Origin of the sequence: Pseudomonas oryzihabitans, assembly GCF_001518815.1 — a bacterium.
In the GTDB taxonomy this organism is placed as follows: Bacteria; Pseudomonadota; Gammaproteobacteria; order Pseudomonadales; family Pseudomonadaceae; genus Chryseomonas; species Chryseomonas oryzihabitans_E.
In genome coordinates this window covers 3,127,669-3,152,798 of the sequence record NZ_CP013987.1, presented here as the reverse complement: position 1 = coordinate 3,152,798, position 25,130 = coordinate 3,127,669, and the positions used below count along the sequence as shown (strand labels likewise).

The following is a 25,130-nucleotide window of genomic DNA, read 5'->3' as shown; positions in this document are numbered from 1 at the left end:
TTCGCCTATTCGAAGCGAGCCTCCATGTCCTCAAGGCTCACTGTCTTCTGTTTATCCAAGGTGGAAAGGCGCTCAATGGCGAGCCGCTCAGCACGGAGGTCTTCGAGTTCGTCCTGCAGAGCTTGGTAGGCCTCTACGCCTACTAACACTGCAGCCGGCTCGTTGTCCTTGAAAATAACTAGGTGAGTGACCTCACCACTGGTGACCTCTTTCAATTTCGCGCTAAAGCCCCGAACCATTGCTGTAGCGGACACTGCCTGTTCAGCCCGGTCTAGGAGTGCACTCATGCGCTGTGGCCTCAAAGTCATTAGATAGCGGTAGGTAGGTGTGATCGTCTAAGTCAATTCGATTGTCGTGCCGGTGCGATCAAAGTAGTTAGCTTAGTCATAGGTATGGCACGCGCACGCTCATGATACACAAAATTGTACGTAAATAAATACGCGACTTATGCGTTGGTCTGGCGTATTTAACGGGATGCTGGCAGGTGCTTCCCTGGGCTATCGGAAATAGAAAGCCCCGCCGAAGCGGAGCTGTTGTCATCCATTGACCAATTGCCTAGCCAACGCCATCTCGACCGAATCACCATCTTGGTTCAACGCATCGAGCCCTGATTCCAGAACGTCTCCCGACGAGCTCTGAGCCATCGCGATCTTCTTGGCCATCAGCTGCAGGCAGGTGATCTGCGAACTGCCGGCATAGCCGAAGAACAGCACACGTACCGCCTGCTTCTGCCCGATCCGCCACGAACGTCGCGCTGCCTGTTGCAGGGTGTAGACGTTGTAGCCCGTCTGCAGGAAGACGATTGTCGGGAAATCCAAGAGATCTAGACCGGTCTTCACTAGCTCCGGGTTGGTGACCAGCACGTCGACGCCGCGGTCAACCTGGTCGAGGATCCAATCCTCGCGCCGGGCCGTGTCCACCGAAGCACGCAGTACCGCCACCTTCAGACCGGCTTGCTCGAGCAAGCGCTTGAGTCGGCTAGTCGTGTCCCGGGTGCCGCTGTAGACGGTGTAGGCCAGCACCTTGCGGCTCAGCGCCTTCTCCTGACGGCACAGCTCGATCAGCGCCTCCTCCTTGGGGCTCGCCTGGTCTTCGTCGAAGATCGCATCAACCCTGGCCAAGGTGTCCCGGGTCCGAGGGTGTTTCACCACCTCCGGCCGGAAACAGCAGTCCGGCCAGGCCAGCAGCACATTGAGCACCACCCCGAGAAGGGTTGTGTCTCGCCGTGCCAGGGCCTGGCGGAGCTCCGCGGTCAGTTTGCTGGCCAGCTGCCGATAGGCCGCGTCCTGGTGCGCCTCCATCGGGATGTCGACGAACTCCTCTTGGTACGCCGGCAGCACATTGCCGCCGATGTCCTTGAGCTTGAGGAACACGGTGAAGGGCAGCACGAAGCGATGGATGCCTTTGGGGCCGAAGCCTGGGGCCTTCACCGTCCGTACCGAGAGCTTCTTGCCCCGGGCCGTCTTGTGCGATTGGCTGTTGCGCTCGGTGTAGATGTCCTTGAGCACGCCGTGGTCGCGCATGAACGACATGGCCGCAGGGGCCATGCTGCCGCGCGCGTTCGGTCGGTAGCCGTCCTCGATCATGCGCCGGGAGAGGATCCGGAACAGGAGGTAGAACAGGTCGTCGGCGTAGCCGCCCATGAGTGTGCCCGTCAGCAGCAGCGTCTTGCGCGCTTTTGCTGCCAGCACTCCCATGGCCTGGCCCTGGGCCGAACCGCTGTTCTTGTACTCGTGTCCCTCGTCCACCACCAGCAGTTCGAAGTAGCCGTCCGGGAGGTAGCGCTTGATGAACTCGGTCGGTTGGTAGCCGCCCTCGCCGATCATCCGGAGTATTTTCGACCAGACCAATCTGCTGGCGCTCAACGCCGCTATCGAAGCGGCGCGCGCCGGCCAGGCCGGTCGTGGTTTCGCGGTGGTAGCAGACGAAATTCGCTCCTTGGCCAGCCGGACACAGGGGTTGGCTCAGCAGATGATTGAGGAGTTGCAAAACGGATCTCAGAAGACCGTGGCGCTCATGCATGAGCGCCAGCGACATAGCGACCACAGCATGCATGTAGCCAAGCCCGCTGGCGTGCGGTTAGGGCGCGTGACGGAGCATATCGTTGATATCGACAGCCAGAATCAATCCGTGGCTACAGCCACCGAGGAGCAGAGTTCGGTGGCCGAGACCTTGAACAAGGACATAAGCAAAATCAACCTGTTCAATCAGCAGAGTGTGGACAACCTCCAGACCACGCTTGTGGCCTGTGTGGCGTTGGAAGCCGAAGCCGGTCGCCTACAGCGGCTGGTAAATGGTTTCCGTATCTAGACGTATCAATCGAGCGCAGTGCGACACTCGGCTCTCCGACGATGGCGGCGCCGCGGGAGAACGTTGGGGACGTCAGCTGGTTCTGCCCCGGATGCAGGCGTCGATAGCGTGGAGAGCGCAGGCCGCAGGTTGCGACAGGCGGGCTCGGTATAAACACAGCTAGCCTGGAGGCGACTGCTGGTCGCTTCGCCACGGATGAAGGTCGGGTGTGTCAAACGCGTGTTTGGTATGGCACCCAAGGAACGCAGAAGGGCGGGGCAACTGAAACGCGATAGGCCTGCAGAAGAAGGGGGCGCCTATCGCGCCTGATGACACCTGGATGGCCCCGGTTTGGGCGCTTGGACGTCCCGTCTTGGAGAGGTAATGGCAATTAGCTAGCTATACAGGTAATGTTAATAAGCTTTCTGCCACTCTCGTCTTATCTCGGCCATTCTCCACCCGTATGACTGCCTCACGAAGACCTCCTCGCGGCGCAGGCCGCACCGCTAAGCCCGATTCGCTCCGCGCTGCTCATGAGCAGATCACCCGCAACAGCGGCACTCTCGCCGACATCGCCGGCCTCATCGAGATGGAAGGCAGGGCCACGCCCTCGCGTGGTCAGGACATTCAATCCCCGCGCGCCAAGGCTGATACCGGGAGTCCTTCGAATACCTCCCGGACCGACGTGCTTGAGGACAACGGATCTGGCTCTTTTCTGGGACAGCGGGTGTTCGGGGTACCGCTCTTGGCCGTCTTAGGGTGCGCCTTGATCCTGGGCGCAGCGGTTGGGGTACCGCTGGGCGTACTGACCTATGGCACCGCTATCTGCACAGCGGTGCTGGACGGATTGGCCGGCCTCTAGTCGGGCCCTGTCTGAGCACTTTCGGGACGTACCTAGAACGAAAGGCAAGTGCCTTAGTAATTCTCGATTTCCAGGGGCAATCTCTCCTGGGAAACGGGATCTGCCTCGGGTCTGCCGAGCAGGTAGCCCTGTGCGAGCCGAACGCCCAGCTGTTGCAGCAGCGCCAGCTGCGCCGCGTTTTCCACGCCTTCGCAAAGTACTTCCAGCTTCATCGCCTGGCCCAATAACAGCAACGAGGTCAGGACCTGCCCGCGTTGCTCCTCGTCCTGGATGGCCAGAATCCGGCGATCAAGCTTGATCAGCTGGAAGGGTAGCTCCAGGATGGGGCCCAGCCCGGCATAGCCACTGCCGAAATCATCCAGGGCCATGCGGATGCCCAGCAGCTGGAGGAGGGCAAAGGACTGGCGGGTCTTGGTATCAATGACCAGTTCCACACCTTCGGTGACTTCCAGGACCAGCCGACTAGGCGCGAGACGGGAGAGCCTGAGCGCCGCGGATACCCGTTCGTGCAGCATGGGGTCGGCAAACTGCAACGGTGAAAGATTGATGGAGACGCTCAGGTGAGGCGGCCACTGGCTGGCTGCCAGGCAGGCCTCCTTCACCACCCATTCGCCCAGGGCGATGATGAAGTTGCCCTGTTCGGCCAGCGGAATGAAGATGTCCGGCGATACCATGCCGAGGGTAGGGTGCTTCCAGCGCAGCAGCGCCTCGTAGCCGATCACCTGCTGCGGCTGAACGCGGTAGATGGGTTGGTAGTGCAACAGGAATTCATTACTGGCGAGTCCCTTGCGGACATCGTCCGGCGTGAGCAGATCCGCATGCTCCAGAGGCGCACCCAGGACGGCCTCGACCCCACCTTCGAACACCCGATCACGGCCATCGCGTTTGGCGCGGTAGAGGGCTCGATCCGCGCAATCCAGCAGATCGTCCGCAGTACTCAAGCCGACGATGCCGCTGCGCGCGATGCCTATGCTGACGGTGACATAGGTCTTGTCGTCCTGACGCCCCTGATGCGGAATCTGCAGGTCACGAATGCGTTGCAGGATGGTTTCCGCCGCAGCGAGTGCCTGGGCCGGACCGACGTGCCTGAGGATGACGACAAACTCTTCGCCACCGTAACGGCCAACCAGGTCGCCAGCGCCCAGGCCGACCGCCAAGGTGGTAGCCACGGTGCGTAGGCATTCGTCGCCGGCGAGGTGGCCATAGTGATCGTTGTAGCGCTTGAAATGATCCACATCGATCAGGAGCACGGCGCCTTGCTCACCTGCCAGGCGCGATTGCCAGAAGGCTTCGAGCAGCGGACGCAGCTGACGGCGATTGGCGAGGCCAGTGAGCGAGTCCGTTTCCGAGAGGATCTGCAGGTCCTGGTTGGCCGAATTCAAGGACGCCAGGCGGACTTCTTCGCGCAACTTGTACAGATAGGTGCGACGACCCTCGACATTGAGCCAGTAACTGGCCAGGAGGGAAAAGAACGCCATCACGACGGCATTGGTGATCATCAAACCGCCCACGATGGTCGACACGGGGGCCTCGTGAACGGCGATGCAGATGACTGTTAGCGCGAAGCCGTTGAACGCAAGGGCAGGCGGCAGAGCGCTCTTCATGCAGGTGTTGACGAAGGTGAGCATCAGCGGCCAGGTGAAAATGAACAGCGTCTGGTTCATTTCCTTGCCGGCCGGGCCATTGATCACCAGGTTGTAGACCACCAGCAGGCCGACGTAGAACGGCAGCAGGGCCAGGGCTTCGCGCCAACGAATGGGGGCCACCCGCAGCAGGCAGATGACCAGCAGCGTGAAGGGGGTGGCTATTCCCAGCATCTGGCCGGCTGCCCACGGCAGGGCATCTTCCATCAGCAGCCACCACCAGAGCAGGAAGCTGTTGTAGCTCAAGGTCCCGATGAGGAGGCAGCGGGTGAGATGGCGGCTGCGCTGTTCATGGATGTCCTGATGAAACAGGCGCTCCAGCACCGGTGCGAAGGAAAAGGGCCCCACGGGCACGGCAAGCGTCTGATCGACAAGCCGACCAAGCTCTGGAGAGGTTTTCATAGGGGGCCCAGACTGCTGACAGGGTGGATATCAACGTCTGACGACTGACGTTGTAGTATCAATATAATGGCACTTAGTGACCTGCCAACCGCCTCAGGATTCACCCGGAATGACCGGCGGTTGAGTTGGAGAGCCTGGCGGTGTCAGACGGTCCTAATCATCGGTTTCGTTCGGTGAGCGGGCCGGTCCTGCGGTTGCAATGGGGTAGGGCGCCAGGACTCCTTTGATAGCATGACGAAGGCTGAATGCCTTGATCCCTTACCTGAGCCGGTGATCGATGGATGCTTATCCGACTTTCCCTCACGATCGAGGCACGATGAAGATTCACCGTCTGGGACCTGAATTCGCGCCGGCCTATAGGCAACTGATGCTGGAAGCCTATGCCAGGTACCCGGAGGCCTTTACGTCCAGCGTGCAGGAACGAGAAGGACTGCCACTCGATTGGTGGGAGCGGCGGCTGCAGGTCGGCGATCAGGTGCGGGAGCTGGTCTGGGGAGCGACGGAAGGAAAGGCCTTGCTGGGCGTGGCCGGGCTCCGGCTCGAAACGCGGGAGAAGGTGCGGCACAAGGCGACGCTGTTTGGTCTGTACGTGCCTGATCGGCATAGACGGCTGGGAATAGGCGGAGCCTTGCTGGCCGAGCTGCTGACGTATGCGAAGGATATTGCCACGCTCAAGGTCGTTCAGCTGACGGTGACCGAGGGTAATCAGGCTGCCCGGGCGCTGTATGAGCGGGCGGGTTTCCTGACCTTTGGTGTGGAGCCGATGGCGGTGGCGGTAGGGGGGACCTTCGTCTCAAAGGTGCACCTGTGGTGTGACGTGCGCCTACTGCGCAGGAAGACGAATTGCCTGGATGGAGTTCTTGGCTGAACGCCAAGACAGCGGTGTGCGGCAGGCTCGACCTGAGAGGCACACCTCAAGTCACAAGGCGGGCAGGGCCGACCAGAAACCAACGTGCACCCGGCCGGGTCTCTGAGAAGTCTCCATTGTCAGGAATACCCAATGTCGAAAGCTCTGTTGTCGTCCCTCGTACTGGTCAGCGCCGTCACCCTGGCGGCCTGTGACAAGACCTCCGAAGACCATGCCCGGGACGCCCAGACGCATGCCCAGCATGCCCAGGAAAAGGCCGCCGAGGGCAAGGTCGACCGTGCCTCCCAGGAGCAGGCCAAGGCGGCGGAGGATCGCGCCCAGGCCAATGGGGCTGCGGCTACCGAAGGGCGCCATACGCCGCCAGATTCCGCGGTACCCGGCTACATCAAGACCCCTGCCAAGGAAAATCCCTGAGGAGAGGCGACTGCCGGTCTGAGCTCCTGGATAGCGACCAGGCAGATCGGCTGGGCGCGGGATGACCGTAGCGCAGAGCTTGATCGCGCCTTTCTGCCCAAGGATGCTCGGGTCTGAAAGCCCGCGCTCTGGCTTGTCCAATAGGGCAGGGCGATTGGGCGCAGGGTTTGTTTCCACCAAGCGCGGATGTAAGCGCCAGCAGGTGAACCGCGACGCTCAGGCCTCCACCGAGTAATGGCTGTTTACATTCATGGCAGGGCGATTAGAGTAGGAAGCCCTGCAGCCGACGCTCGTCCCCTTCCTGGAGCCACCATGAGCCTTTCGCGACCGATCCATTGGTATCGTACCCGCAGCACGCTCGAAATCGTTGCTCTAGGCCTGGGGATCATCGCCCTGGTAGTCGCGGTCGATCAGGGGCTGCGCAATTCGCCTTCCGAACACCTTGCCGACTACCACGCCTGCAAGGGTGATGGTGGCCTCGCACGGATGAATGCCATCGGCGAGATCGTCTGCCGGCTGCCCAGCCCGGTGATTGGCCAGGTGGCCGCCAAGACGCCCGCGGTTTCCGGTCTCTAACGCGCCACCAGTAACGCGCCACCAGTCGGCTGCGGCGCGCCCTGTCGGGACGTCGCCTGACCCCTTTCCGCCGGACCGATCTGGTCCGCTCGATAAGTTCCTAGTCTTCTTCCTGATTCCGCCCCGGCCTCTGGGCGCGGATCGCGGCTGCCTGTGCGCTGCGATGCAAACGACTATTGCTTAACGTAACATTTGATAATGAGAGTTTTTATCATTTAAAGTGCTGGCCCTCGCGCGATGCCGCGAAGAGCAGCCTTCAAGTGCACGGCGTCGGCTGCAACGCCACGGTCACAAGGATCACCATGAACACCCAAGGAACCCTCTGCCAGCCCGTCCGCCAGCCACGTGGAGCGCTTCGTCAGCTACTCCTGATCGGCGCCCTGATTCCCTTTCCCCTGACGGTGCTCGCCGCCTCGGTCGCGGAGCAGAGCGCCACGGAGCTGGACACCCTGACCATCGAAGGCAATCGCCTCTATGACATGGCGCCCTCGGAGCAGACCGGTGGCTATACCGTGGATTCGGCGACCGTGGGCACCAAGACGCCGGCGGCACTGCGCGACATTCCCCAGTCGATCACCTCCTACACCAGCGAGTACATCAAGGATCGCAACTTCAACACCCTGGACGAGCTGGCCAAGTCCACCGCCGGGCTGCGGGTGCTCACCAACGACAGCGGGCGTTCCTCCATCTATTCGCGTGGTTACGAATACGACGAATACAACGTCGACGGGCTGCCGGCGCCTATGACCAGCATCTTCGGCACCGTGCCCATCCTGTCGCCCTTCGACCGAGTCGAGATCATGCGTGGCCCCTCGGGGCTGTTCAACAGCACCAGCGAGCTGGGCGGTATCGTCAACATGGTGCGCAAGCGCGGCACCGAGGATTTTCAGGGCCATATCACCGGGCGCTACGGCTCCTGGGACACCAACTACCAGGAAATCGACCTGGCCGGCCCGCTCACCGCGAGCAAGAACGTTCGCGGTCGTTTCGTCGCCTCGCGTGCCGACAGCAATGGCGAGGTGGACTACAACGCCAATACTGACCAGAGCTACTACGGCGACCTGGACATCGATCTGTCGGACGCCACCCAGCTTTCCTTCGGTCTGATCCATCAGGTCAAGAACCTCACCCCGCACAATGGCTATCCCACAGACGCCCAAGGCAATCTGCTGGACTTCAGCCAGTCGCGCTTCCTAGGGGCGGACTGGAACTACTTCGATGGCAAGACCACCGACGGCATCTTCGAGCTGACCCACAGGTTCGATAACGGCGGCTATGGGCGCATCGCCGCCCGAGCCTCGCACCGGGAGGCGGATTACCTCTATGCCTTCACCGGTGGGGCGGTGCAGGCCAACGGCAACACGAGCATTCGCGCCAGTACCCGGGACTTCGAGCAGGATGCCTACTCCCTCGACGCCAGCTACAGCCAGCCGTTCGAGGCGCTAGGGCAGGTCAGCGAATTCGTCGTCGGGACGGACTACAAGCACTACGACACCGACTACCAGAACGGCAACAGCGTCCTGGGTACGGTCAATGTGAACAGCTATTCGCCGACACGCTTCGCCAAGCCGGCCCGTGCCTATCAGACCGATTTCAGTGGCGAGGATCGCGAGTTCGGTCTTTATTCCAAGGTCACCTTCCGGCCCATCGAGCGCCTGGCGCTGATCGGCGGTGCGCGCGTCTCCTGGTACAAGGGCGAGGCTTATACCACCACCCTGGCCAGCGGCGCCGAGGCGGGGGAGAGCCAGAAGCACAGCGGCTTCGTCACTCCCTATCTGGGCACCGTCTACGACCTGGACGACTATCACTCCCTCTATGCCAGCTATTCCAAGGTCTACAAACCGCAGAGCGAGCTGGATGACCAGGGCAAGGCGCTGGATCCGCGCGAGGGTGACCAGTACGAGCTCGGGATCAAGGGCAGCTACTTCAACGGCGACATGAACGCACGGCTGTCGATCTTCCAGCTGACCGACGAGAACCGGGCAGCCCGGCCCTTCGACGCCAACGGCGTGGCCATCACCACCTATTCCGACAGCTCCGGCAAGACGCGGGTGAAGGGTGCCGAGATCGAGGTCAGCGGCAAGCTCACCGAGCAGTGGGAAATGCTTGCTGGCTACACCTACATGGATACCCAGAACCTCAGCGGTGATGGCAATACCCTGTTCGAAGCCATGCCCAAGCACATGGCCTCGCTGTGGACCAAGTACACCCTGGCGGGTGGCCCGCTGACCGGTCTGAGCATCGGCGGCGGGGTGACCGCGATGAGCGATTTCTCCCAGACCAACCAGACCTCTGGAGTCACCGTGTCCGCCCCCGGCTATGCCACGGTGGATGCCAAGTTCTCCTATCCCGTGACCAAGCAGCTCACCGCGACCCTGGACGTGAACAACCTTCTCGACAAGGAATACTGGTCGCGCGTAGGTTCGGTCTCCACCTTCAACTTCCAGGGCCCCTCGCGCAGCGTGATGGTCGGGGCGCGTTACGACTTCTGAGGTTTAAGCCGACCGGGCCAAGCTCGGGTCGGTCGGCGCGATGCAGGCCATGAAGATCTCTTCCACGATGCACTGAGATGCGATGAAAGATTCACTCTTCCAGCGGGACGATGTGGGCAGCGAGTCCTGGTGGCAGGCCGTCGCCTGCCGCGGCACGCCGCTGATCGAACCCACCGTGGGCAGGCGCTATCGCCTGACCTTTCTCTGGCGTGATCCCCAGGGCACGGCCGAACACTCTAATACCCAGCGGGTCTGGCTCAACATTACTGGCGTCACCGACCATCACCAGCCGGGCTTGCCGCAGAGCCTCACCCGCTTGCCGGGCACCGATGTCTGGGCCTGGGAGACCGAGCTGGACGGAGGCTGGCGTGGCAGCTACTGCCTCATCCCTACCGGGCAGCCGGCCGCTTTCGAAGACGAGTCCCAACCTGACCTCCAGGGTATCCGTCTGTGGTGGCGCAGCGTCTTTCCCCTGGCCCAGGCCGACCGGCTCAATCCCCGCCGTGCCTGGCAGGGTGGCCGAGGACTGGCGGTATCTGGCGTGCATCTGCCAGGCGCACCAGCGCAGCCAGCCTGGGCGTCCTTCGATGACCGCAGTCTGTCTCCGGCTGCCCCATCAAGAATGCAGCAGTATCAGTGGGACAGCATCCAGTTGGGTAACAGTCGCCCGGTCTGGGTCTTCACGACTGGCAATACCACCCCTATGGAGCGACCGCTGGCCATCCTGCTGGATGGTCAGTTTTGGGCGGAGGCAATGCCCATAGGCACGCCGCTGCAGCAGCTCACCGATGCCGGCCAGCTCCCGGAGGCGGTCTATTTGCTGATCGACAACAGTGACCGTGCCCTACGCGGCAGCGAGCTGCCCTGCAATCCCGCGTTCTGGCGGGCGGTGCAGGAAGAGTTGCTGCCTCAGGTGCGCGACTGGGCGCCTCATGCCCAGTCAGCGCCCTCCACTGTCGTCGCCGGGCAAAGTTTTGGCGGATTGGCCGCGCTCTATGCGGCGCTGCACTGGCCGGAGCGCTTCGGTTGCGCCCTGAGCCAGTCCGGCTCCTTCTGGTGGCCGCTGCGCGGCGCGCCGGGACGGCTGTTCGAGGCGCTGGAAAGCGGGCAGGGAAGCAGGCATCCCTTGCGGCTGTTCATCGAGGCGGGACTGCGCGAACCGGCCATCCTCGAAGCTTCCCGTGCCTTGGTCGAGCGCCTGCGCGAGCAGGGTCATGACCTCGACTATCGCGAGATCGATGGGGGCCATGATGCCCTCTGGTGGCGCGGGGGCCTGCTCGATGGCCTGGTCCGGCTCTGGCAACCCCTGGTCGCAGCCGACGCCCACCGCTAATCCCTACTGCCAGGAGGTCCGATGGACGCTCTCAATCCCTTCGACGATCCCGCGCAGGTGCTGCTGATTCTGCGCAATGCCCGGGGCCAGTGCAGCCTCTGGCCGGAGGCCATGACCGTTCCCTCCGGCTGGGAGCCGGTGTTCGGGCCCGCGCTGCGCGCGGCTTGTGACGATTGGCTGGCCAGCCACTGGCGCGATATCCGCCCGGCCGCCTCTCTGCTTTTCTGACTGGAGTTCCTGTGTCCTCTACGCCCTCTTGCGCCTTTTCCGAACTGCCCCTGGTCGCCGCCCAACCCGGCATCTGGCTGGCCGATCAGCTGTCGCCCCATGCCAATGCCTTCGCCGTGGCCCATCTGGTCGAACTGCGCGGGCCGCTCAAGGCCGAGGCGCTGGTGGCGGCCATCGTCCAGGGCCTGGGCGAGCTGGATAGCCTGCGGCTCAACTTCGCTGAACGCGAGGGCGAGCTGGTGCAGTGGATAGATACCGACGCTGCCATCCCCACACCCGAGTGGCTGGACCTGCGCGGGGCAGCCGATCCGGAAGGTACCGCGCGGGCATCCATTCGCGCCGATCTCGACGGCGACCTGAGGGCTACCAGCGGCGGTCCGCTGTGGCTCAATCGGATTTACCAGCTGGGTGACGATCACCTGTTCTGGTACCAGCGCTATCACCACCTGCTGATCGATGGCTATGGCTTCGCCGCCCTGGCCAAGCGGGTGGCCGCCCTGTACAGCGCCGCGGTGCGCGGTGAGACGGCCGAGGCCTCGCCCTTCGTCTCCTTTGCCGAGGTGGTGCGTGAATACCAGGACTATCAGCAGTCGGCCGTCCGCGAGCGCGACGAAGCCTTCTGGCGCGAGCGGGGGGCTGCGCTGCCGCCGGCCGCGTCCCTGGCGCCCGGGGGGCTGGCCGGGCAGGTGCCCACGCCGCGGGTGGTGGAAGCCCGTGCCCGGGTACCTGCCGAGGTGTTCGCCAGGTTGGCCGAGCATGGCAAGGCCCAAGGGGTGACGCCGGCCGATCTGGCGGTGGCCCTGACCGCCACCTGGTTCGCCCGCCTCAGTGGCCAGCCGGCCTTCAGCGCCGGTTTCATCTTCATGCGTCGCATGGGGTCAGTGGCGCTCAAGTCAGGTGGGGCGACGCTCAACGTCCTGCCCCTGGGCGTGCGCACGGCCACCGGCCAGACGCTGCCGGAGCTGGCCACGGTGCTGGCCGCCGAGCTCAAGAAAGTACGTCGTCACCAGCGCTACGACGCCGAGCAGATCGCCCGCGATCTCGGCCGGCCGGGCGATGCCGAGCCCCTGACCGGGCCGGTCATCAACCTCAAGTTGTTCGATTTCGCCCTGGATTTCGCCGGGGTGCCGGGCATCACCCACGAACTGGCCTCGGGGCCGGTGCGCGACATGGAGATCGCCCTCTACCTGGAGGCCAGCGGCGCGCTGGACATCAAGCTGCTCGGCAACGCCGAGCGCTACGCCGCCAACCTGCTGCAGGGCCACGCCGACCGCTTCGGGCTGCTGGCGGAGCAATTCGCCGGGCAGCCCGGGCTCCCTCTGGGCGATGCCGACCTGCTGGCGCCGATGGACCGCAGTTGGCTGGCCGAGATCAACGCCACCGAACGCCCGCTGCCAGCGGTCACCCTGGCGACCCTGCTGGCCGACCAGGCCGCGCGAACCCCCCTGGCACCGGCGTTGGCCGATCTGCAGTATGCCTTCAGCTATGCCGAGACCCGCCAGCAGGTGCTGGCCCTGGCCCAGCGCCTGAGCGCGGCCGGGGTCGGGCGGGGCGACATCGTCGCGGTGGCGCTGCCGCGCTCGGTGTTCCTGTCCCTGGCGCTGCTGGCCACCGTCGAACTGGGCGCCGCCTATTTGCCACTCGATAGCGGCTATCCTGATGAACGCCTGCAACTGATGCTCGATGACGCCCGACCACGGGTGCTGGTGACCGATGCCAGCCAGCGCGGGCGCTTCCCGATGCTGAGTGAGGGCCAGGTGCTGATCCTCGACGCGCCCCTGGAGGTGCTTGATCGAGATCCGGTGTTCGAGGGGCCGCGGCCCAGCGATCCGGCCTATGTGCTCTACACCTCCGGTTCCACGGGCCGCCCCAAGGGCGTAGTGGTAGGTCATGCCGCCATCGTCAATCGCCTGCTGTGGATGCAGGACAGCTATCCGATCGGCGCTGGCGACACCGTCTTGCAGAAGACGCCAAGCAGCTTCGATGTCTCGGTCTGGGAATTCTTCTGGCCGCTCTTGGTGGGGGCTCGCCTGTACCTGGCCCCGCCCGAGGCCCACCGCGATCCCGAGGCGCTGCAGGAGCTGTTCGCCCGGGAGCGGGTGACCACGGTGCACTTCGTGCCCTCGATGCTGGCGGCCTTCGTCGCCGCCCTGGATGAGCCCGCGACCGTCGCCCGTTGCGCCAGCCTGCGCCAGGTCTTCTGCAGCGGCGAGGCCCTGCCCACCGAGTTGGCCCGCACCTGGGAGCGCCGGGTCGGCGCGCCCCTGCACAATCTCTATGGCCCCACCGAGGCGGCGGTGGACGTTTCCTACCATCCGGCCCATGGTGCTGCCCTGGCGGCCGTCACCGGCAGCAGCGTGCCCATCGGCAAGCCGGTGTGGAACACCGGGCTGCATATCCTCGACGAACGCTTGCGGCCGGTACCGCCGGGCGTAGCCGGCGAGCTCTATCTGAGCGGGGTGCAGCTCGCCGATGGCTACCTGGGGCGCCCGGATCTGACCGCCGCACGCTTCATTGCCGCGCCCGACGGACAGGGCGAGCGCCTCTATCGCACCGGCGACGTCGCCCGCTGGCTGCCCGAAGGCGTGGTCGACTACCTGGGCCGTAGCGATGACCAGGTCAAGATCCGTGGCCAGCGCATCGAACTGGCGGAAATCGATCATGCCCTGCTCGCGCTGCCGGGCGTCGGCCAGGCCGTCACCCATGCCCGAGTGCTGGGCGAGGCGGCCAATGGCGCCGGGGGCGATGCCCGCCAACTGGTGGGCTATCTGCTCGCCCAGCCGGGTGCGGTGCTGGACCTGGAGCGCCTGCGCGCCCGCCTCGCGGATCAGCTGCCGCCACATCTGGTGCCCGTGGCCCTGGTGGAGCTGGAGGAATTCCCCCTGGGTGCCACCGGCAAGCTGGATCGCAAGGCGCTACCGGCGCCCCAGGGCGTGGCCAGGGCCGCGAGTCGACCGCTGGCGCTGGGGTTGGAAAGCGAGCTGGCGGCGGCCTTCTCCGAGGTGCTCGGTTGCGCCATCGTGGGCGCGGATGACGACTTCTTTGCCCTTGGCGGCCATTCTTTGCTGGCCATGACCCTGGCGGCCAACCTGCGGCGACGTCTGGCGCAACCGGTGTCCATCGGCCAGATCATGGTGGCCTCCAGCGTCGCCCGCCTGGCGCGCCAGCTGGAGCAGGACGCGGCCCGCGAAACCCGTGCCGGCTTCGAGACCCTGCTGCCGCTGCGCCCGGGCGACGGTCCCACCTTGTTCTGCTTCCATCCGGCCTCGGGCTTCGCCTGGCAATTCAGCGTGCTGCAGCGGCATCTGGATCCGCGCTGGTCGCTGCTCGGCATCCAGTCGCCGCGTCCGGACGGCGCCCTGGCCCAGGGCGCCGATCTGGACGCCGTCATCCAGCGCCATCTGGACACCCTGCGCGAGGTGCAGCCGCAGGGGCCTTATCATCTGCTCGGCTACTCCCTGGGCGGCACCCTGGCCCAGGGGCTGGCGGCGCGACTGCAGGCGGCCGGAGAGGAGGTCGCCTTCCTGGGCCTGCTCGACACCTATCCGCCGGAAACCCAGAACTGGCATGAGCGTGAGGGCCAGCGCGAGCTGGACCCGGAAGTGCTGGCCGAGGTCAATCGCGAGCGCGAGGCCTTCCTCGCCGCCCAGCAGGGCCTGGCCGATCCGGCGCTGGGGGAGGGGGCGGAGCTGTTCGCCACCATCGAGGGCAACTACGCCGATTCGGTACGGCTGCTGGCCACGGCGCACAGCGCTCGCTTCGACGGCGAGGCGCTGATGTTCGTCGCCCGGCGTACCCTGCCGGTGGGAATGGACGTCAAGGCTACCTGGGCGCCCTGGATCACCCGCCTGCAGGCCCACGAGGTGGACTGCGCCCACGTCGACATCATCGCCCCGGCCCAGCTGGCGCAGATCGGTCCGGTGCTCAATCGGGCGCTGAAAGGGCTCTAGCCGGCCGAACGCCGCGCCAGGGGTACCACCATGGGCGTCCCGGCCACTGGGTCGTCGATGATCAGGCAGTCCAGGTCATAGACCGCCTTGATCAATTCGGGGGTGACCACGTCGCGCGGGCGGCCGGTGGCCAGTACCTTGCCGTCGCGCATGGCCACCAGGTGGGTGGCGTAGCGACAGGCGTGGTTGAGGTCGTGCAGCACCATCACCAGGGTATGGCCCTGTTGGCGATTGAGGTCTTCCAGCAATTCCAGGAGGTCGATCTGGTGGGTGATGTCGAGCCAGGTGGTGGGCTCGTCGAGCAGCAGCAGTGGGGTCTCCTGGGCCAGAGCCATGGCGATCCACACCCGCTGGCGTTGGCCGCCGGACAGGGTGTCCACCGCCCGGTCGGCCAGTTCGAAGACGCCGGTGGCCTGCATGGCGTGCGTAACGGCGCGCTCGTCGTCGGCGCGCACGCCACCGAACAGTGTCTGGTGCGGATAGCGTCCGCGGGCCACCAGGTCGCGCACCGAGATGTCGCCCGGCGCCTGGGAGCTCTGTGGCAGAAGGCCCAGGCGGCGCGCGACCTCCTTGGTGCGATAGCTCTGGATCGCCTGGCCGTCCAGCCAGACCTGGCCCTGGCTGGGCGCCAGTAGCCGGCTCAGGGTGCGCAGCAGGGTCGACTTGCCGCAGCCGTTGGGACCGATGATGACCGTCAGTTCGCCATCGGGAATGGTCAGTGAGAGGTCCTCGGCGATCAGCTTGCGGCCATAGCCCAGGGTCAGGCGCTCGGCGTGCAGGCGCGAGGAAGGGGCGTCGTTCATGAGCGGCGGGACTCCCAGATAAGCAGGCCGATCAGGTAGAGCCCACCCAGGCTCACCGTGACCAGGCCCACCGGCAGGACATAGGGCAGGAACAGGCTCTGGGCGATGAGATCCGCGCCCAGCAACAGGACCGCGCCGGTGAGTGCGGCGGCAGGCAGCGCCAGGCGCTGGGTGCCGGTCAGGCGGCGGGCGATCTGCGGCGCGGCCAGGGCGACGAAGGAGATCGGCCCGGCCACGGCGGTGCCGGCGGCGGTGAGCACCACGCCGAGGCCCAGCAGCGACAGCCGGGTGCGCTCCACCGGGACGCCCAAGGCGCAGGCGGTGTCGTCGCCCATCTCCAGCAGGAACAGCCGGCGACTCAGCGCCAGGCTGGCCGCACCCGCCAGCAGGATGAAGATCACCGCCGGCCAGGCCTTGGCCCAGGTCACCCCGTTGAGTGAGCCGGCGCTCCACAGGCCCGCGCTGAAGGCGGCTTCCAGGGAGGCATGCACGATCAGCCAGGTGTTGAGCGCCATCAGCAAGGCGCGCACGCCGATGCCGACGATGATGAGTCTCAGGGTATCCACGCCGCTGCCGCGCCAGGTGAGGGCATAGACCAGGGCGGCGCTGGCCAGGCCGCCGATCAGGGCGGCGGTGGTGCTCCAGAGGATGCTGGCCTGGAACAGCACCAGCGCGACCAGTACCCCGCTGTAGGCGCCGGTGTTGAAGCCCATGATGTCCGGGCTGCCCAGGGGATTGCGCAGCAGCGACTGGAACAGCGCGCCGCTCAGGCCCAGGGCGACGCCGATCAGCAGCGCCAGGGCCACCCGCGGCAGGCGCCACTGGGTGACCACCAGCTCGATGCCGCGCGGAGCCTCGCCGAACAGGGCGGCCAGTACCTGGGAAGGACTCAGGGTCAGGCTGCCGCTGCCCAGGGCGAACGTCGCCAGCAGCAGGGCGCCGCCAAACAGGGCGAGCAGCACCCCGGGCAGGCGCAGGCGATCAGGGCGGTTCATGCCCGACCTCCCTGGCGCTGGCGGCGCGCCAGCCAGATCAGCAGCGGTGCGCCGAGGAAGGCGGTCACCACCGAGACGCGCAGCTCATTGGTCACCAGCAGGCGACCAACGATGTCGGCGGTCAGCAGCAGGCTGGGGGTGAACAGCAGGACGAAGGGCAGCAGCCAGCGATGGTCTTCGCCGATGGCCCAGCGGCCCAGGTGCGGCACCATCAGGCCGACGAAGGCGATGGGCCCCACTGCCGCGGCTGCCGCGCCGCAGAGCAGGGTGATGGCCAGCAGGCCGAGCAGTTGGGTCTGGCGGACCCGGGTGCCGAGGGCTACGGCCAGATCGGTGCCCAAACTCAGGGCATTCAGTGCCGGAGCCAGCAGCAGGGCGATAGCCACCCCACCCAGCACCGGCAGGCTGGCGCTGCGCAGCAGCTTGAACTGGCGCACGTCCAGGGAGCCGAATTGCCAGAATCTCAGTTGGTCGTACACCAGCGGATCGAGCAGGGCGATACCGGAGCTGACGCCTTCGAGCATGGCCCCTAGGGCCACCCCCACCAGCACCAGGCGCATGGGGTTGAAGCCGCCGCCACCGGCGATGCCGGCCAGCAGCACCACCAGGCTGGCCAGCAGGGCGCCGCCGAAGGCATAGCCCAGGTAATGCTCGGGACCGCTGGCGCCGAACAGGGCGATGCCCAGCACCACGGCGAAACTGGCACCGGCATTGACGCCGAGGATGCCCGGGTCGGCGAGGGGGTTGCGCGTCAGCGCCTGCATCAGGGTGCCGGCCACGCCCAGCGCCGCGCCGGCGAGCAGGCCGGCAAGCGTTCGCGGCAGGCGCGCCTCGCGCACGATGAGGCAGGCGGGATCGCTGCAGCCGTGGCCCAGTGCCTGCCAGACGTCGGCCAGCGGTATGGCGGTGGAGCCGAGCGCCAGGCTCGCGGCCATCACCAGGAGCAGCGACAGACCCGCACAGCCGAGGATAAGGAAGCGGCGCATGATCATCCGCGACGGCAGGCAGGAGAGGGAGTGGATGAGAACAAGGCGTATTAACACATGATAGTCTGTATTACATGCTAACAGCCTTGCCTCGGCGGCTCGATAGCGTCCCCTGTGTTTTTCCGGTGATTCATGTCCAAGACGTCCTTCCTGCTCGACTTCGGCCTGCTCAGGTCCCACGCCGCCTTTCGTACCCTGTTCATCGCCCGTCTGGTGTCCGTACTCTCTCTCGGGCTGCTCGCCGTGGCGGTGCCCATCCAGGTCCAGGCCCTGACCGACTCGCCGCTCAAGGTAGGCCTGGCACTGAGCATGGCCGGCATCGGCATGTTCGTCGGCCTGCTCACCGGCGGGGTGCTGGCCGACCGCCTGGAGCGGCGCCGGCTGATCCTCGCCGCCCGCTCCATTTGCGGCCTGGGCTTCATCGGCCTGGCCATCAACGCCAGCCTGCCCGAGCCATCGTTGACGGCTATCTACCTGCTGGCGCTGTGGGATGGCTTCTTCGGCGCCCTGGGCGTCACCGCGCTGCTGGCGGTGACACCGATCCTGGTCGGTCGGGAATCCATGGTGCAGGCCGGCGCCTTGAACATGCTCAGCGTGCGGGTGGCGGCCATCATCGCGCCGCCACTGGGAACGCTGCTGATCGCCCAGAGCGGTGTCGTCTGGAATTACGGGCTGACGGCCTTCGGTACCCTGATCACCCTGCTGGTGCTGCTGCGCTTACCGCCGCTGCCGCCGCCGGAGCAGCCGCGCGAATCGCCCTGGCAGGCCCTGGGTGGCGGCATTGCCTTTCTGTTCGAGAACCGGCTGCTGGGTGCCGTGGCCCTGGTCGGCGCCCTGGTGACCATGGCCAATGCGGTGCGGGTGCTCTATCCCGCGCTGGGGGAGAGCTGGGGGCTGGATACCGGACACCTGGGCTGGCTCTATGCCGCCGCCCCCCTGGGTGCTGCCCTCGGCGCCCTCACCAGTGGTCGACTGAACCAGGCGCCACGCCCTGGGCGTACCCTGCTGATGAGCGCGGTGGCCACCTTTCTGGCGGTAGCGTTCTTCGCGCTGTTACCTGGCTTCTGGCTATCCGCGCTGTGCCTGGTGCTGTTCGGCTACCTGGGCGCCCTCAATTCGCTGGTGCAGTACGCGCTGATCCAGCGCCTGACCCCGGATCGCCTGCTGGGGCGGATCAATGCCCTGTGGACGGCACAAAATATTGGTGGCGAGGCCATCGGCGCGGCGCTGTTCGGCGGCCTGGCCAGCCTGATGTTGCCGGCGCAGGCAGCGTTCGTCTTCGGTCTGGTCGCCATGCTGGTGGCTGCCCTGTGCTGGGCGCTGGCCAGCGGTCTGCGTCGAGCTGAAAGCCTCGGCGCCTGATCCGCTCCGGTGCGCCTGGCGTAGCGTGGAAAACCGCGCAGCGTTTTCCACTGGGGTTCACGGCAGGGAGTGGTGGACAAGGCTGCGCCGTTGTCCACCCTACGGATAGCTAAAGGTTTGGCGTAGCGTTTTCCGCGATTGCCCGGTTCAGGGCTTGGCGTAGCGCTTTTCCAGTCGATCCAGCAGCAGGTTGGCGCTGTAGGGATCGAGGCGGAAGGTCTCGGCGCCCAGCGCCTCCACGCGGTTCTCCTTGACCGCCGGCAGGTGTGCCAGCAGCGGATTGCTGCGCACCGCCTCGGCCTCCTTGGCGTCCGCAGCGAACAGCAGGAAGGTCTGGCCGTTGAGACCGGTGGCGACGTTCTCGCCGGCCAGCTGCAGGATGTCATGGCGCTGACCCTGGCTGTGGCCCGTGGCGAGACCGACTGGCAGCGCGGCGAGTTTGAAGCCCAGGCTTTCCAGCAACTGACCCTGGGAGGAGGCGGCGGTCCAGAGATTGGCCTGCCGCGTCGCCGGGCTGTAGACGAAGGCGGATACCGGTTGCGGCGGCAGTTGCAGGCGCGCCTTGAGGTCGGTGACGCGCCCGGCGAAGTCGTTGACCACCTTGGCGGCGGCGTCCTCGCGACCGGTAGCCTGGCCCAGCAGCTCCACCACCTGTTGCCAGCTGCGATTGTCGTAACCCACCACCAGCACCGGAGCGATGGCCTTTAGTTGATCGACCAGACGCAGGGCCGAGTCGTTGCCGGCGGCGCTGACCAAGATCAGATCAGGGGCCTCGGCGGCCACTGCCTCGGCATTGGCTTCGCCGATGTACAGCCGCTTCACGTCGCGCTCCTTGGCGACCTCGCCCCATTGGCGGAGGAAGCCCTGGTCATCGGCGAATCTGTTGTTGGGCGAGGTGGCGCCACTGGCTACCACCGGAGCGCCGATGGCCAGCAGGGAACCGGTAAGGGTGACACTGGTGGAGACGATGCGCTGTGGCTTGGCGTGCAGGGTCACCTGGCTGCCATCGGCGTTGATCTCTCGCGGCCAGTCCGCCGCCTGGGCGGTACCACCCAGCGCCAGGGTGGCGACAGCCAGGGTGGTGAGAATGCGAAACAATGACGACAAGCTGAACATGAACGCCTTCCAGTTGTAAGATAATCACTCTCATTTTCAAAGAAGCACCCGGAGCCGGCAAGCCATTCCAGTGATCAGGTATCGAGAGGGCAGCCGCCATCGGACTGGATCTGGCTTGTGTAGTCGCCGCCGGATGGCGATAAACGAGCTATATCAAGGGCTTGCATGCCCATCGAGAAAATCGTTTGGTCCCTAACGAATTGACTTTTCGTCAGACAAAAGTTAGCTTCCGATTATTGATAAGCATTATCATTCGTGTAGAGGTTCATCGAAATGACGAGCAAGAGGGCTGAGAGGGTCGAGCAGGTAGCTGCCGATCGTCGGGAACAGGCCGCGTTCCTGTTCCAGTCGGGTGATCGCGTCCTGCAGGGACAGGGCATCTGCGCCCGGGTCGAGACACCGGCCAGCGGCGGCGCGCACCGAGATAGCCTGTTCCTGCACGCCGTGGAAGAGGCCTTCGCCCGTGCCCGCCAGGCCGGCATCGCCGAGCCGGTGATCATGGGCGCCATTCCCTTCGATACCACCAGGCCCTCCTGCCTCTATGTCCCTCGGGAGCATGCCTGGGTGGCCCGCTCGGCGCCGGTCAGCCGTGCGCCGATCACACCGGCGCAGGTGCGTGAGGTGCGCAACCTGCCCAGCGCGGACGGCTTCTGCCTGGCGGTGGAGGAGGCCATCGAGGCCTTCCGTCGCGGTGAACTGAGCAAGGCGGTGCTGTCGCGGATTCAGGAGATTCGTCTGGCCGAACCCGCCGATGTGGACGTCATCCTGGCGAACCTGGCGCGGCAGAATCCCACTGGCTATCAATTCCGCATCCCGACCGCCGAGGGCGGTGAGCTGGTCGGGGTCAGCCCCGAGTTGCTGGTGCGCAAGCAGGGCGCCCGGGTATACACCAATCCCCTGGCGGGCTCCGCCAAGCGCCAGGCCGATCCGGTGGAAGACCAGCGGGTGGCCCGCGACCTGCTGGATTCCAGCAAGGACCACTACGAGCACCGACTGGTGATCGAGGACATCCGCCAGCAGCTGGCGCCGTTGTGCAGCCGGCTGGACGTCCCCGAAGCGCCGTCGCTGCTCAGCACCAATGCCATGTGGCACCTGTCCACCGCCATCGACGGCGAACTGGCCGACAGTCGCACCTCGGCGCTGCAACTCGCCTGCCGCCTGCATCCGACGCCGGCCGTCTGCGGCTATCCCACGGCCGCGGCGCGCCAGCTGATCGAGCGCATCGAGCCCTTCGACCGCGGCCTGTTCACCGGCATGGTGGGGTGGTGCGATGCCCAGGGCAATGGCGAGTGGGTGGTCACCATCCGCTGCGGTACGGTGCAGGACGACTGGCTGCGGCTGTTCGCCGGCGCCGGCATCGTCGAGGCATCCGACCCCGCAGCGGAATGGGCCGAGGTCACCGCCAAACTGGGCACCATGCGTGCCGCCTGTGGTTTGCTCGACGAGGAGAGCCCTACGTGAGTCTGGAATTCACCCCCTGGCCGGACGATCTGGCCGCCCGCTATCGCGCCCTCGGCTACTGGCTCGACCTGCCCATGACCGAGATCCTGGCCCGCAGCCGCGCGACGCTGCCCGAGGCGCCGGCGATCCTCTGCGGCGAGCGGCAATTGAGCTACGCCGAGCTGGACGAGCGCTCCAGCCGCCTGGCCGCCCACCTGCAGGCCGCCGGTCTGCGCCGCCACGACACGGCGCTGGTGCAGCTGCCCAACGTGGCCGAGTTCTATGTGGTCTTCTTCGCCCTGCTCAAGGCCGGCATCGCGCCGGTCAACGCCCTGTTCAGTCACCAGAAGCTGGAACTGCTGGCCTATGCGCAGCAGATCCAGCCCAGGTTGGTGATCGCTTCCCGCGAGCACAACCTGTTCCGCGACGACAACTTCCTCGGTGAGCTGCGCGACGTGGCACCGGGCCTCGGCGAGGTGCTGCTGGATGGCGCGGACGACGCGCGCAGCTTGCAGCAACGCCTGGACACCCCGCTGGCCGGCTATCAGCTGACGCCCACCGCGGGTGGCGAGGTGGCCTTCTTCCAGCTCTCCGGTGGCAGCACCGGTACGCCCAAGCTGATCCCGCGTACCCACAACGACTACTACTACAGCCTCAGACGCAGCGTCGAAATCTGCCAGCTGACCCCCGCGACGCGCTTTCTCTGCGCCCTGCCGGCGGGGCACAACTATACCCTCAGCTCGCCTGGCGCCCTGGGCGTGTTCATCGCTGGCGGCTGCGTGGTCATGGCCCGCGATCCTGAGCCGCTGCGCTGCTTCGAACTGATCGAGCGCCATCAGGTGGACTGGGTGGCCCTGGTGCCGCCGGCGGTGGCGCTCTGGCTGCAGGCCGCTGCCGCACCCGAGCAACGCGCTCGCCTGGCCAGCCTGCGGATGGTGCAGGTGGGCGGTGCCAGCTTCGCCGAGGCCCAGGCCCGACGGGTGCCGGCGGAGCTGGGTTGCCAGCTGCAGCAGGTATTCGGCATGGCCGAGGGCCTGGTCAACTACACCCGCCTGGACGACGAACCCGAGCGCATCTTCACCACCCAGGGCTGCCCCATGAGCTCGGATGACGAGGTGCGCATCACCGACGAAGACGGCCAGCCGGTGCCCGATGGCCAACCCGGTCTGCTGTCCACCCGTGGCCCCTATACCTTCCGCGGCTACTACCGCAGCCCCGAGCACAATACCCAGGTGTTCGACGCCGAGGGTTTCTACTTCTCCGGCGACGTGGTCCAGCGCGATGCCGACGGCTACCTCAAGGTGGTCGGCCGGGTGAAGGACCAGATCAACCGCGGGGGCGAAAAGATCGCCGCGGCCGAGATCGAGGGTCTGCTGCTGCGTCATCCCGGTATCACCCACGCGGCCCTGGTGGCCATCGCCGATGAGCTGATGGGTGAGAAGAGCTGCGCTTGTTTGGTGGTCAGCGATCCAGCGCTCAAGCCGGTGGTCCTGCGTCGCTACCTCCGCGAGCAGGGCGTGGCCGAGTACAAGCTGCCTGACCGTTTCCAGTTCCTCGACCAGCTGCCGCTCACCGCCGTCGGCAAGATCGACAAGCGCCGCCTGCGCGAGCAGCTGCAGACCCCCTCCACCGAACGTCTTTAAGGTTTCTCATGGCTATTCCCCGTCTTGCGTCCTATCCCTTGCCCCAGCCCGCCGGCTTTCCCGCCAACAAGGTCGCCTGGACGCCTGTGGCCGATCGCGCCGTGCTGCTGATCCACGACATGCAGCGCTATTTCGTCGAGTTCTATGGCGACAACAGCCCGCTGATCGCCCAGGTGGTGGCCAACATCGCCGCGCTGCGTGCCTGGGCCGATGCCCAGGGCATGCCGGTGGTCTATACCGCCCAGCCCACGGACCAGCCGCCAGCCGACCGTGCCCTGCTCAACGACATGTGGGGCCCTGGCCTGACCCAGGCCGATCCTGCGCTGCAGCAAGTGGTAGAGGAGTTGGCTCCCAAGGGCGATGACGTGGTCCTGACCAAGTGGCGCTACAGCGCCTTCCATAGATCCAACCTGCAGGACCTGATGACCGAGTGGCGCCGCGACCAGCTGATCGTCTGCGGCGTCTATGCCCACATCGGCTGCCTGACCACCTGCACCGACGCCTTCATGCGGGACATCCAGGCCTTCCTGATCGGCGACGCCGTGGCCGACTTCAGCGAAGAAGAGCACCGCATGGCGCTGCGCTACGTGGCTACTCGCTGCGGCAGCACCCTCAGCACCGCCCAGGTCACCGGCGCGGGCGCGGCGGTGCTCGACGAAGCCTGGCTGCGTGCCCAGGTCCAGCCGCTGCTGGACGCCGACGACGAGGAGCCGGCGCTGGACGACAACCTCACCGACTTCGGTCTGGATTCGGTGCAGGTCATGACCCTGGTGGGGGAATGGCAGAAGCGCGGCCTGCCGGTCACCTTTGCCGATCTCGCCGCCCAGCCGACCCTGCAGGGCTGGCTGGACCTGCTGCGCGCTCGCGCCTAGGGAGCCCTTGATGACGCAACTGGATTTCACCGGCAAGCGCGTCTGGGTGACCGGCGCAGGGCAGGGCATCGGCCTGCAGGTGGCACGCCGCTTCCAGGCGGCCGGCGCCGAGGTAATCGGCCTTGACCGGCAATTCGCCGAGAGCAGCTATCCCTTTCGCACCCAACTGCTGGATGTTGCCGACGCGGCCCAGGTCGAGGACGTCTGCCAGGCCCTGCTGGCCGAAGAGCGGCGCCTGGACGTGCTGGTCAATGGCGCCGGTGTGCTGCGCCTGGGCACCAGCGACAGCCTGAGCCTGGACGACTGGCAGGCGCTGCTGGACGTTAACGTCTCCGGCCCCTTCTACCTGTTCCGCCAGCTGGTGCCGCTGTTCAAGGCCCAGGGCCGCGGCGCCATCGTCAACATCGCCTCCAACGCCGCCCATGTGCCGCGCCTGCAGATGGCCGGCTATTGCACCTCCAAGGCGGCGCTGGTGTCCCTGAGCCACTGCGTGGCCCTGGAACTGGCGGGCTCGGGCGTGCGCTGCAACGTGGTTTCGCCCGGCTCCACGGCGACCCCCATGCTGGCCGGCATGCTCGGTTCGCCCGAAGGCTATCAGCGCTTGGTGGACGGCCTGCCGGAAGACTTCAAGCTCGGCATCCCGCTGCGCAAGATCGCCCAGCCCGACGAGATCGCCAACACCGTGCTGTTCCTCGCCTCGGACCTGGCCAGCCATATCACCATGCAGGACATCGTGGTGGACGGCGGCGCGACCCTGGCGGCGTGAGGGATTTCTGTAGGTTGGGTTGAGCGCTAGCGAAGCCCAACGGGAGTTATCCGGCGATCGCGGTGTGTTGGGCTTCGACGGTGGGGCCGT

The 25,130-nt window shown here is 65.9% G+C and carries 18 protein-coding genes and 2 pseudogenes; 13 read left to right on the top strand and 7 right to left on the bottom strand.

Features of this window, described 5'->3' with window-relative positions; all coding sequences use genetic code 11:
* Positions 1-5: 5 nt before the first annotated feature.
* The gene (locus tag APT59_RS14345; RefSeq protein WP_174523164.1) at positions 6-239 is read right to left on the bottom strand and encodes a type II toxin-antitoxin system Phd/YefM family antitoxin; all 234 of its coding nucleotides are present in this window, start codon (positions 237-239) and stop codon (positions 6-8) included.
* A 297-nt stretch (positions 240-536) separates the two neighbouring features.
* A pseudogene (locus APT59_RS14340) lies at positions 537-1,820 on the bottom strand (helicase-related protein); the annotation flags it as partial.
* A 4-nt stretch (positions 1,821-1,824) separates the two neighbouring features.
* Here APT59_RS14340 and APT59_RS14335 point away from each other — a divergent pair.
* Positions 1,825-2,310, top strand: a pseudogene (locus tag APT59_RS14335) (methyl-accepting chemotaxis protein); the annotation flags it as partial.
* 894 nt (positions 2,311-3,204) lie between these two features.
* Here the strand turns inward: APT59_RS14335 and APT59_RS14330 are convergent.
* On the bottom strand, positions 3,205-5,148 hold the full coding sequence (locus APT59_RS14330; protein WP_237140521.1) for a putative bifunctional diguanylate cyclase/phosphodiesterase: 1,944 nt from the start codon (positions 5,146-5,148) through the stop codon (positions 3,205-3,207).
* 364 nt (positions 5,149-5,512) lie between these two features.
* Between APT59_RS14330 and APT59_RS14325 the strand changes: the two genes are divergently transcribed.
* The 7 genes from APT59_RS14325 to APT59_RS14295 all read left to right on the top strand — a co-directional run bounded on the left by APT59_RS14325 (position 5,513) and on the right by APT59_RS14295 (position 15,057).
* On the top strand, positions 5,513-6,064 hold the full coding sequence (locus APT59_RS14325) for a GNAT family N-acetyltransferase (protein ID WP_059315478.1): 552 nt from the start codon (positions 5,513-5,515) through the stop codon (positions 6,062-6,064).
* 132 nt (positions 6,065-6,196) lie between these two features.
* Entirely contained in the window at positions 6,197-6,478 is a 282-nt protein-coding gene (locus tag APT59_RS14320) for a hypothetical protein (protein ID WP_059315477.1), read from the top strand.
* 312 nt (positions 6,479-6,790) lie between these two features.
* On the top strand, positions 6,791-7,054 hold the full coding sequence (locus tag APT59_RS14315) for a hypothetical protein (RefSeq protein ID WP_059315476.1): 264 nt from the start codon (positions 6,791-6,793) through the stop codon (positions 7,052-7,054).
* 302 nt (positions 7,055-7,356) lie between these two features.
* Positions 7,357-9,546: a TonB-dependent siderophore receptor gene (locus APT59_RS14310; protein ID WP_059315475.1), complete on the top strand. Its 2,190-nt coding sequence runs from the start codon at positions 7,357-7,359 to the stop codon at positions 9,544-9,546.
* 82 nt (positions 9,547-9,628) lie between these two features.
* Complete coding sequence (fes, locus tag APT59_RS14305; protein WP_059315474.1) at positions 9,629-10,879, top strand: enterochelin esterase; 1,251 nt, start codon at positions 9,629-9,631, stop codon at positions 10,877-10,879.
* A gap of 21 nt (positions 10,880-10,900) precedes the next feature.
* On the top strand, positions 10,901-11,107 hold the full coding sequence (locus tag APT59_RS14300; RefSeq protein WP_059315473.1) for an MbtH family protein: 207 nt from the start codon (positions 10,901-10,903) through the stop codon (positions 11,105-11,107).
* A gap of 11 nt (positions 11,108-11,118) precedes the next feature.
* Positions 11,119-15,057 carry an enterobactin synthase subunit F gene (locus tag APT59_RS14295; RefSeq protein ID WP_059315472.1) on the top strand — a complete coding sequence of 1,313 codons (3,939 nt, stop codon included), beginning with the start codon at positions 11,119-11,121 and terminating at the stop codon, positions 15,055-15,057.
* Here the strand turns inward: APT59_RS14295 and APT59_RS14290 are convergent.
* Genes APT59_RS14290 through fepD form a run of 3 tightly spaced genes read right to left on the bottom strand, consistent with a single transcriptional unit; the run spans position 15,054 to position 17,847 of the window.
* Positions 15,054-15,860, bottom strand: a complete 807-nt coding sequence (locus APT59_RS14290) for an ATP-binding cassette domain-containing protein (protein ID WP_059315471.1) — start codon at positions 15,858-15,860, stop codon at positions 15,054-15,056. The genes APT59_RS14295 and APT59_RS14290 overlap by 4 nt on opposite strands.
* Positions 15,857-16,855 carry an iron-enterobactin ABC transporter permease gene (fepG, locus tag APT59_RS14285; protein ID WP_059315470.1) on the bottom strand — a complete coding sequence of 333 codons (999 nt, stop codon included), beginning with the start codon at positions 16,853-16,855 and terminating at the stop codon, positions 15,857-15,859. The genes APT59_RS14290 and fepG overlap by 4 nt, the downstream gene beginning before the upstream one ends.
* Positions 16,852-17,847: a Fe(3+)-siderophore ABC transporter permease gene (gene fepD / locus APT59_RS14280; protein ID WP_059315469.1), complete on the bottom strand. Its 996-nt coding sequence runs from the start codon at positions 17,845-17,847 to the stop codon at positions 16,852-16,854. The genes fepG and fepD overlap by 4 nt, the downstream gene beginning before the upstream one ends.
* 126 nt (positions 17,848-17,973) lie before the next feature.
* Here fepD and entS point away from each other — a divergent pair, with 126 nt between their 5' ends.
* Complete coding sequence (entS, locus tag APT59_RS14275) at positions 17,974-19,203, top strand: enterobactin transporter EntS (RefSeq protein ID WP_059315468.1); 1,230 nt, start codon at positions 17,974-17,976, stop codon at positions 19,201-19,203.
* Between the two features lie 147 nt (positions 19,204-19,350).
* Here entS and fepB read toward each other — a convergent pair whose 3' ends face one another.
* Positions 19,351-20,319, bottom strand: coding sequence for a Fe2+-enterobactin ABC transporter substrate-binding protein (gene fepB / locus APT59_RS14270; RefSeq protein WP_059315467.1), 969 nt, complete (start codon positions 20,317-20,319; stop codon positions 19,351-19,353).
* Between the two features lie 273 nt (positions 20,320-20,592).
* Between fepB and APT59_RS14265 the strand changes: the two genes are divergently transcribed.
* Genes APT59_RS14265 through dhbA form a run of 4 tightly spaced genes read left to right on the top strand, consistent with a single transcriptional unit; the run spans position 20,593 to position 25,040 of the window.
* Complete coding sequence (locus tag APT59_RS14265; protein ID WP_059315466.1) at positions 20,593-21,780, top strand: isochorismate synthase; 1,188 nt, start codon at positions 20,593-20,595, stop codon at positions 21,778-21,780.
* A complete protein-coding gene (locus APT59_RS14260) occupies positions 21,777-23,402 on the top strand; it encodes a (2,3-dihydroxybenzoyl)adenylate synthase (protein ID WP_059315465.1) in 1,626 nt (541 codons plus the stop codon). The genes APT59_RS14265 and APT59_RS14260 overlap by 4 nt, the downstream gene beginning before the upstream one ends.
* Positions 23,403-23,410: 8 nt before the next feature.
* On the top strand, positions 23,411-24,274 hold the full coding sequence (locus APT59_RS14255; protein WP_059315464.1) for an isochorismatase family protein: 864 nt from the start codon (positions 23,411-23,413) through the stop codon (positions 24,272-24,274).
* Between the two features lie 10 nt (positions 24,275-24,284).
* A complete protein-coding gene (dhbA, locus tag APT59_RS14250; protein ID WP_059315463.1) occupies positions 24,285-25,040 on the top strand; it encodes a 2,3-dihydro-2,3-dihydroxybenzoate dehydrogenase in 756 nt (251 codons plus the stop codon).
* Positions 25,041-25,130 lie beyond the last annotated feature (90 nt).

Bases quoted from the DNA above. Each gene is read 5' to 3' on its own strand.
- APT59_RS14345 (WP_174523164.1), bottom strand. From the start codon at position 239: ATGGTTCGGGGCTTTAGCGCGAAATTGAAAGAGGTCACCAGTGGTGAG.
- APT59_RS14325 (WP_059315478.1), top strand. From the start codon at position 5,513: ATGAAGATTCACCGTCTGGGACCTGAATTCGCGCCGGCCTATAGGCAA.
- APT59_RS14320 (WP_059315477.1), top strand. From the start codon at position 6,197: ATGTCGAAAGCTCTGTTGTCGTCCCTCGTACTGGTCAGCGCCGTCACC.
- APT59_RS14315 (WP_059315476.1), top strand. From the start codon at position 6,791: ATGAGCCTTTCGCGACCGATCCATTGGTATCGTACCCGCAGCACGCTC.
- APT59_RS14310 (WP_059315475.1), top strand. From the start codon at position 7,357: ATGAACACCCAAGGAACCCTCTGCCAGCCCGTCCGCCAGCCACGTGGA.
- fes (WP_059315474.1), top strand. From the start codon at position 9,629: ATGAAAGATTCACTCTTCCAGCGGGACGATGTGGGCAGCGAGTCCTGG.
- APT59_RS14300 (WP_059315473.1), top strand. From the start codon at position 10,901: ATGGACGCTCTCAATCCCTTCGACGATCCCGCGCAGGTGCTGCTGATT.
- APT59_RS14290 (WP_059315471.1), bottom strand. From the start codon at position 15,860: ATGAACGACGCCCCTTCCTCGCGCCTGCACGCCGAGCGCCTGACCCTG.
- fepG (WP_059315470.1), bottom strand. From the start codon at position 16,855: ATGAACCGCCCTGATCGCCTGCGCCTGCCCGGGGTGCTGCTCGCCCTG.
- fepD (WP_059315469.1), bottom strand. From the start codon at position 17,847: ATGATCATGCGCCGCTTCCTTATCCTCGGCTGTGCGGGTCTGTCGCTG.
- entS (WP_059315468.1), top strand. From the start codon at position 17,974: ATGTCCAAGACGTCCTTCCTGCTCGACTTCGGCCTGCTCAGGTCCCAC.
- fepB (WP_059315467.1), bottom strand. From the start codon at position 20,319: ATGTTCAGCTTGTCGTCATTGTTTCGCATTCTCACCACCCTGGCTGTC.
- APT59_RS14265 (WP_059315466.1), top strand. From the start codon at position 20,593: ATGACGAGCAAGAGGGCTGAGAGGGTCGAGCAGGTAGCTGCCGATCGT.
- APT59_RS14255 (WP_059315464.1), top strand. From the start codon at position 23,411: ATGGCTATTCCCCGTCTTGCGTCCTATCCCTTGCCCCAGCCCGCCGGC.
- dhbA (WP_059315463.1), top strand. From the start codon at position 24,285: ATGACGCAACTGGATTTCACCGGCAAGCGCGTCTGGGTGACCGGCGCA.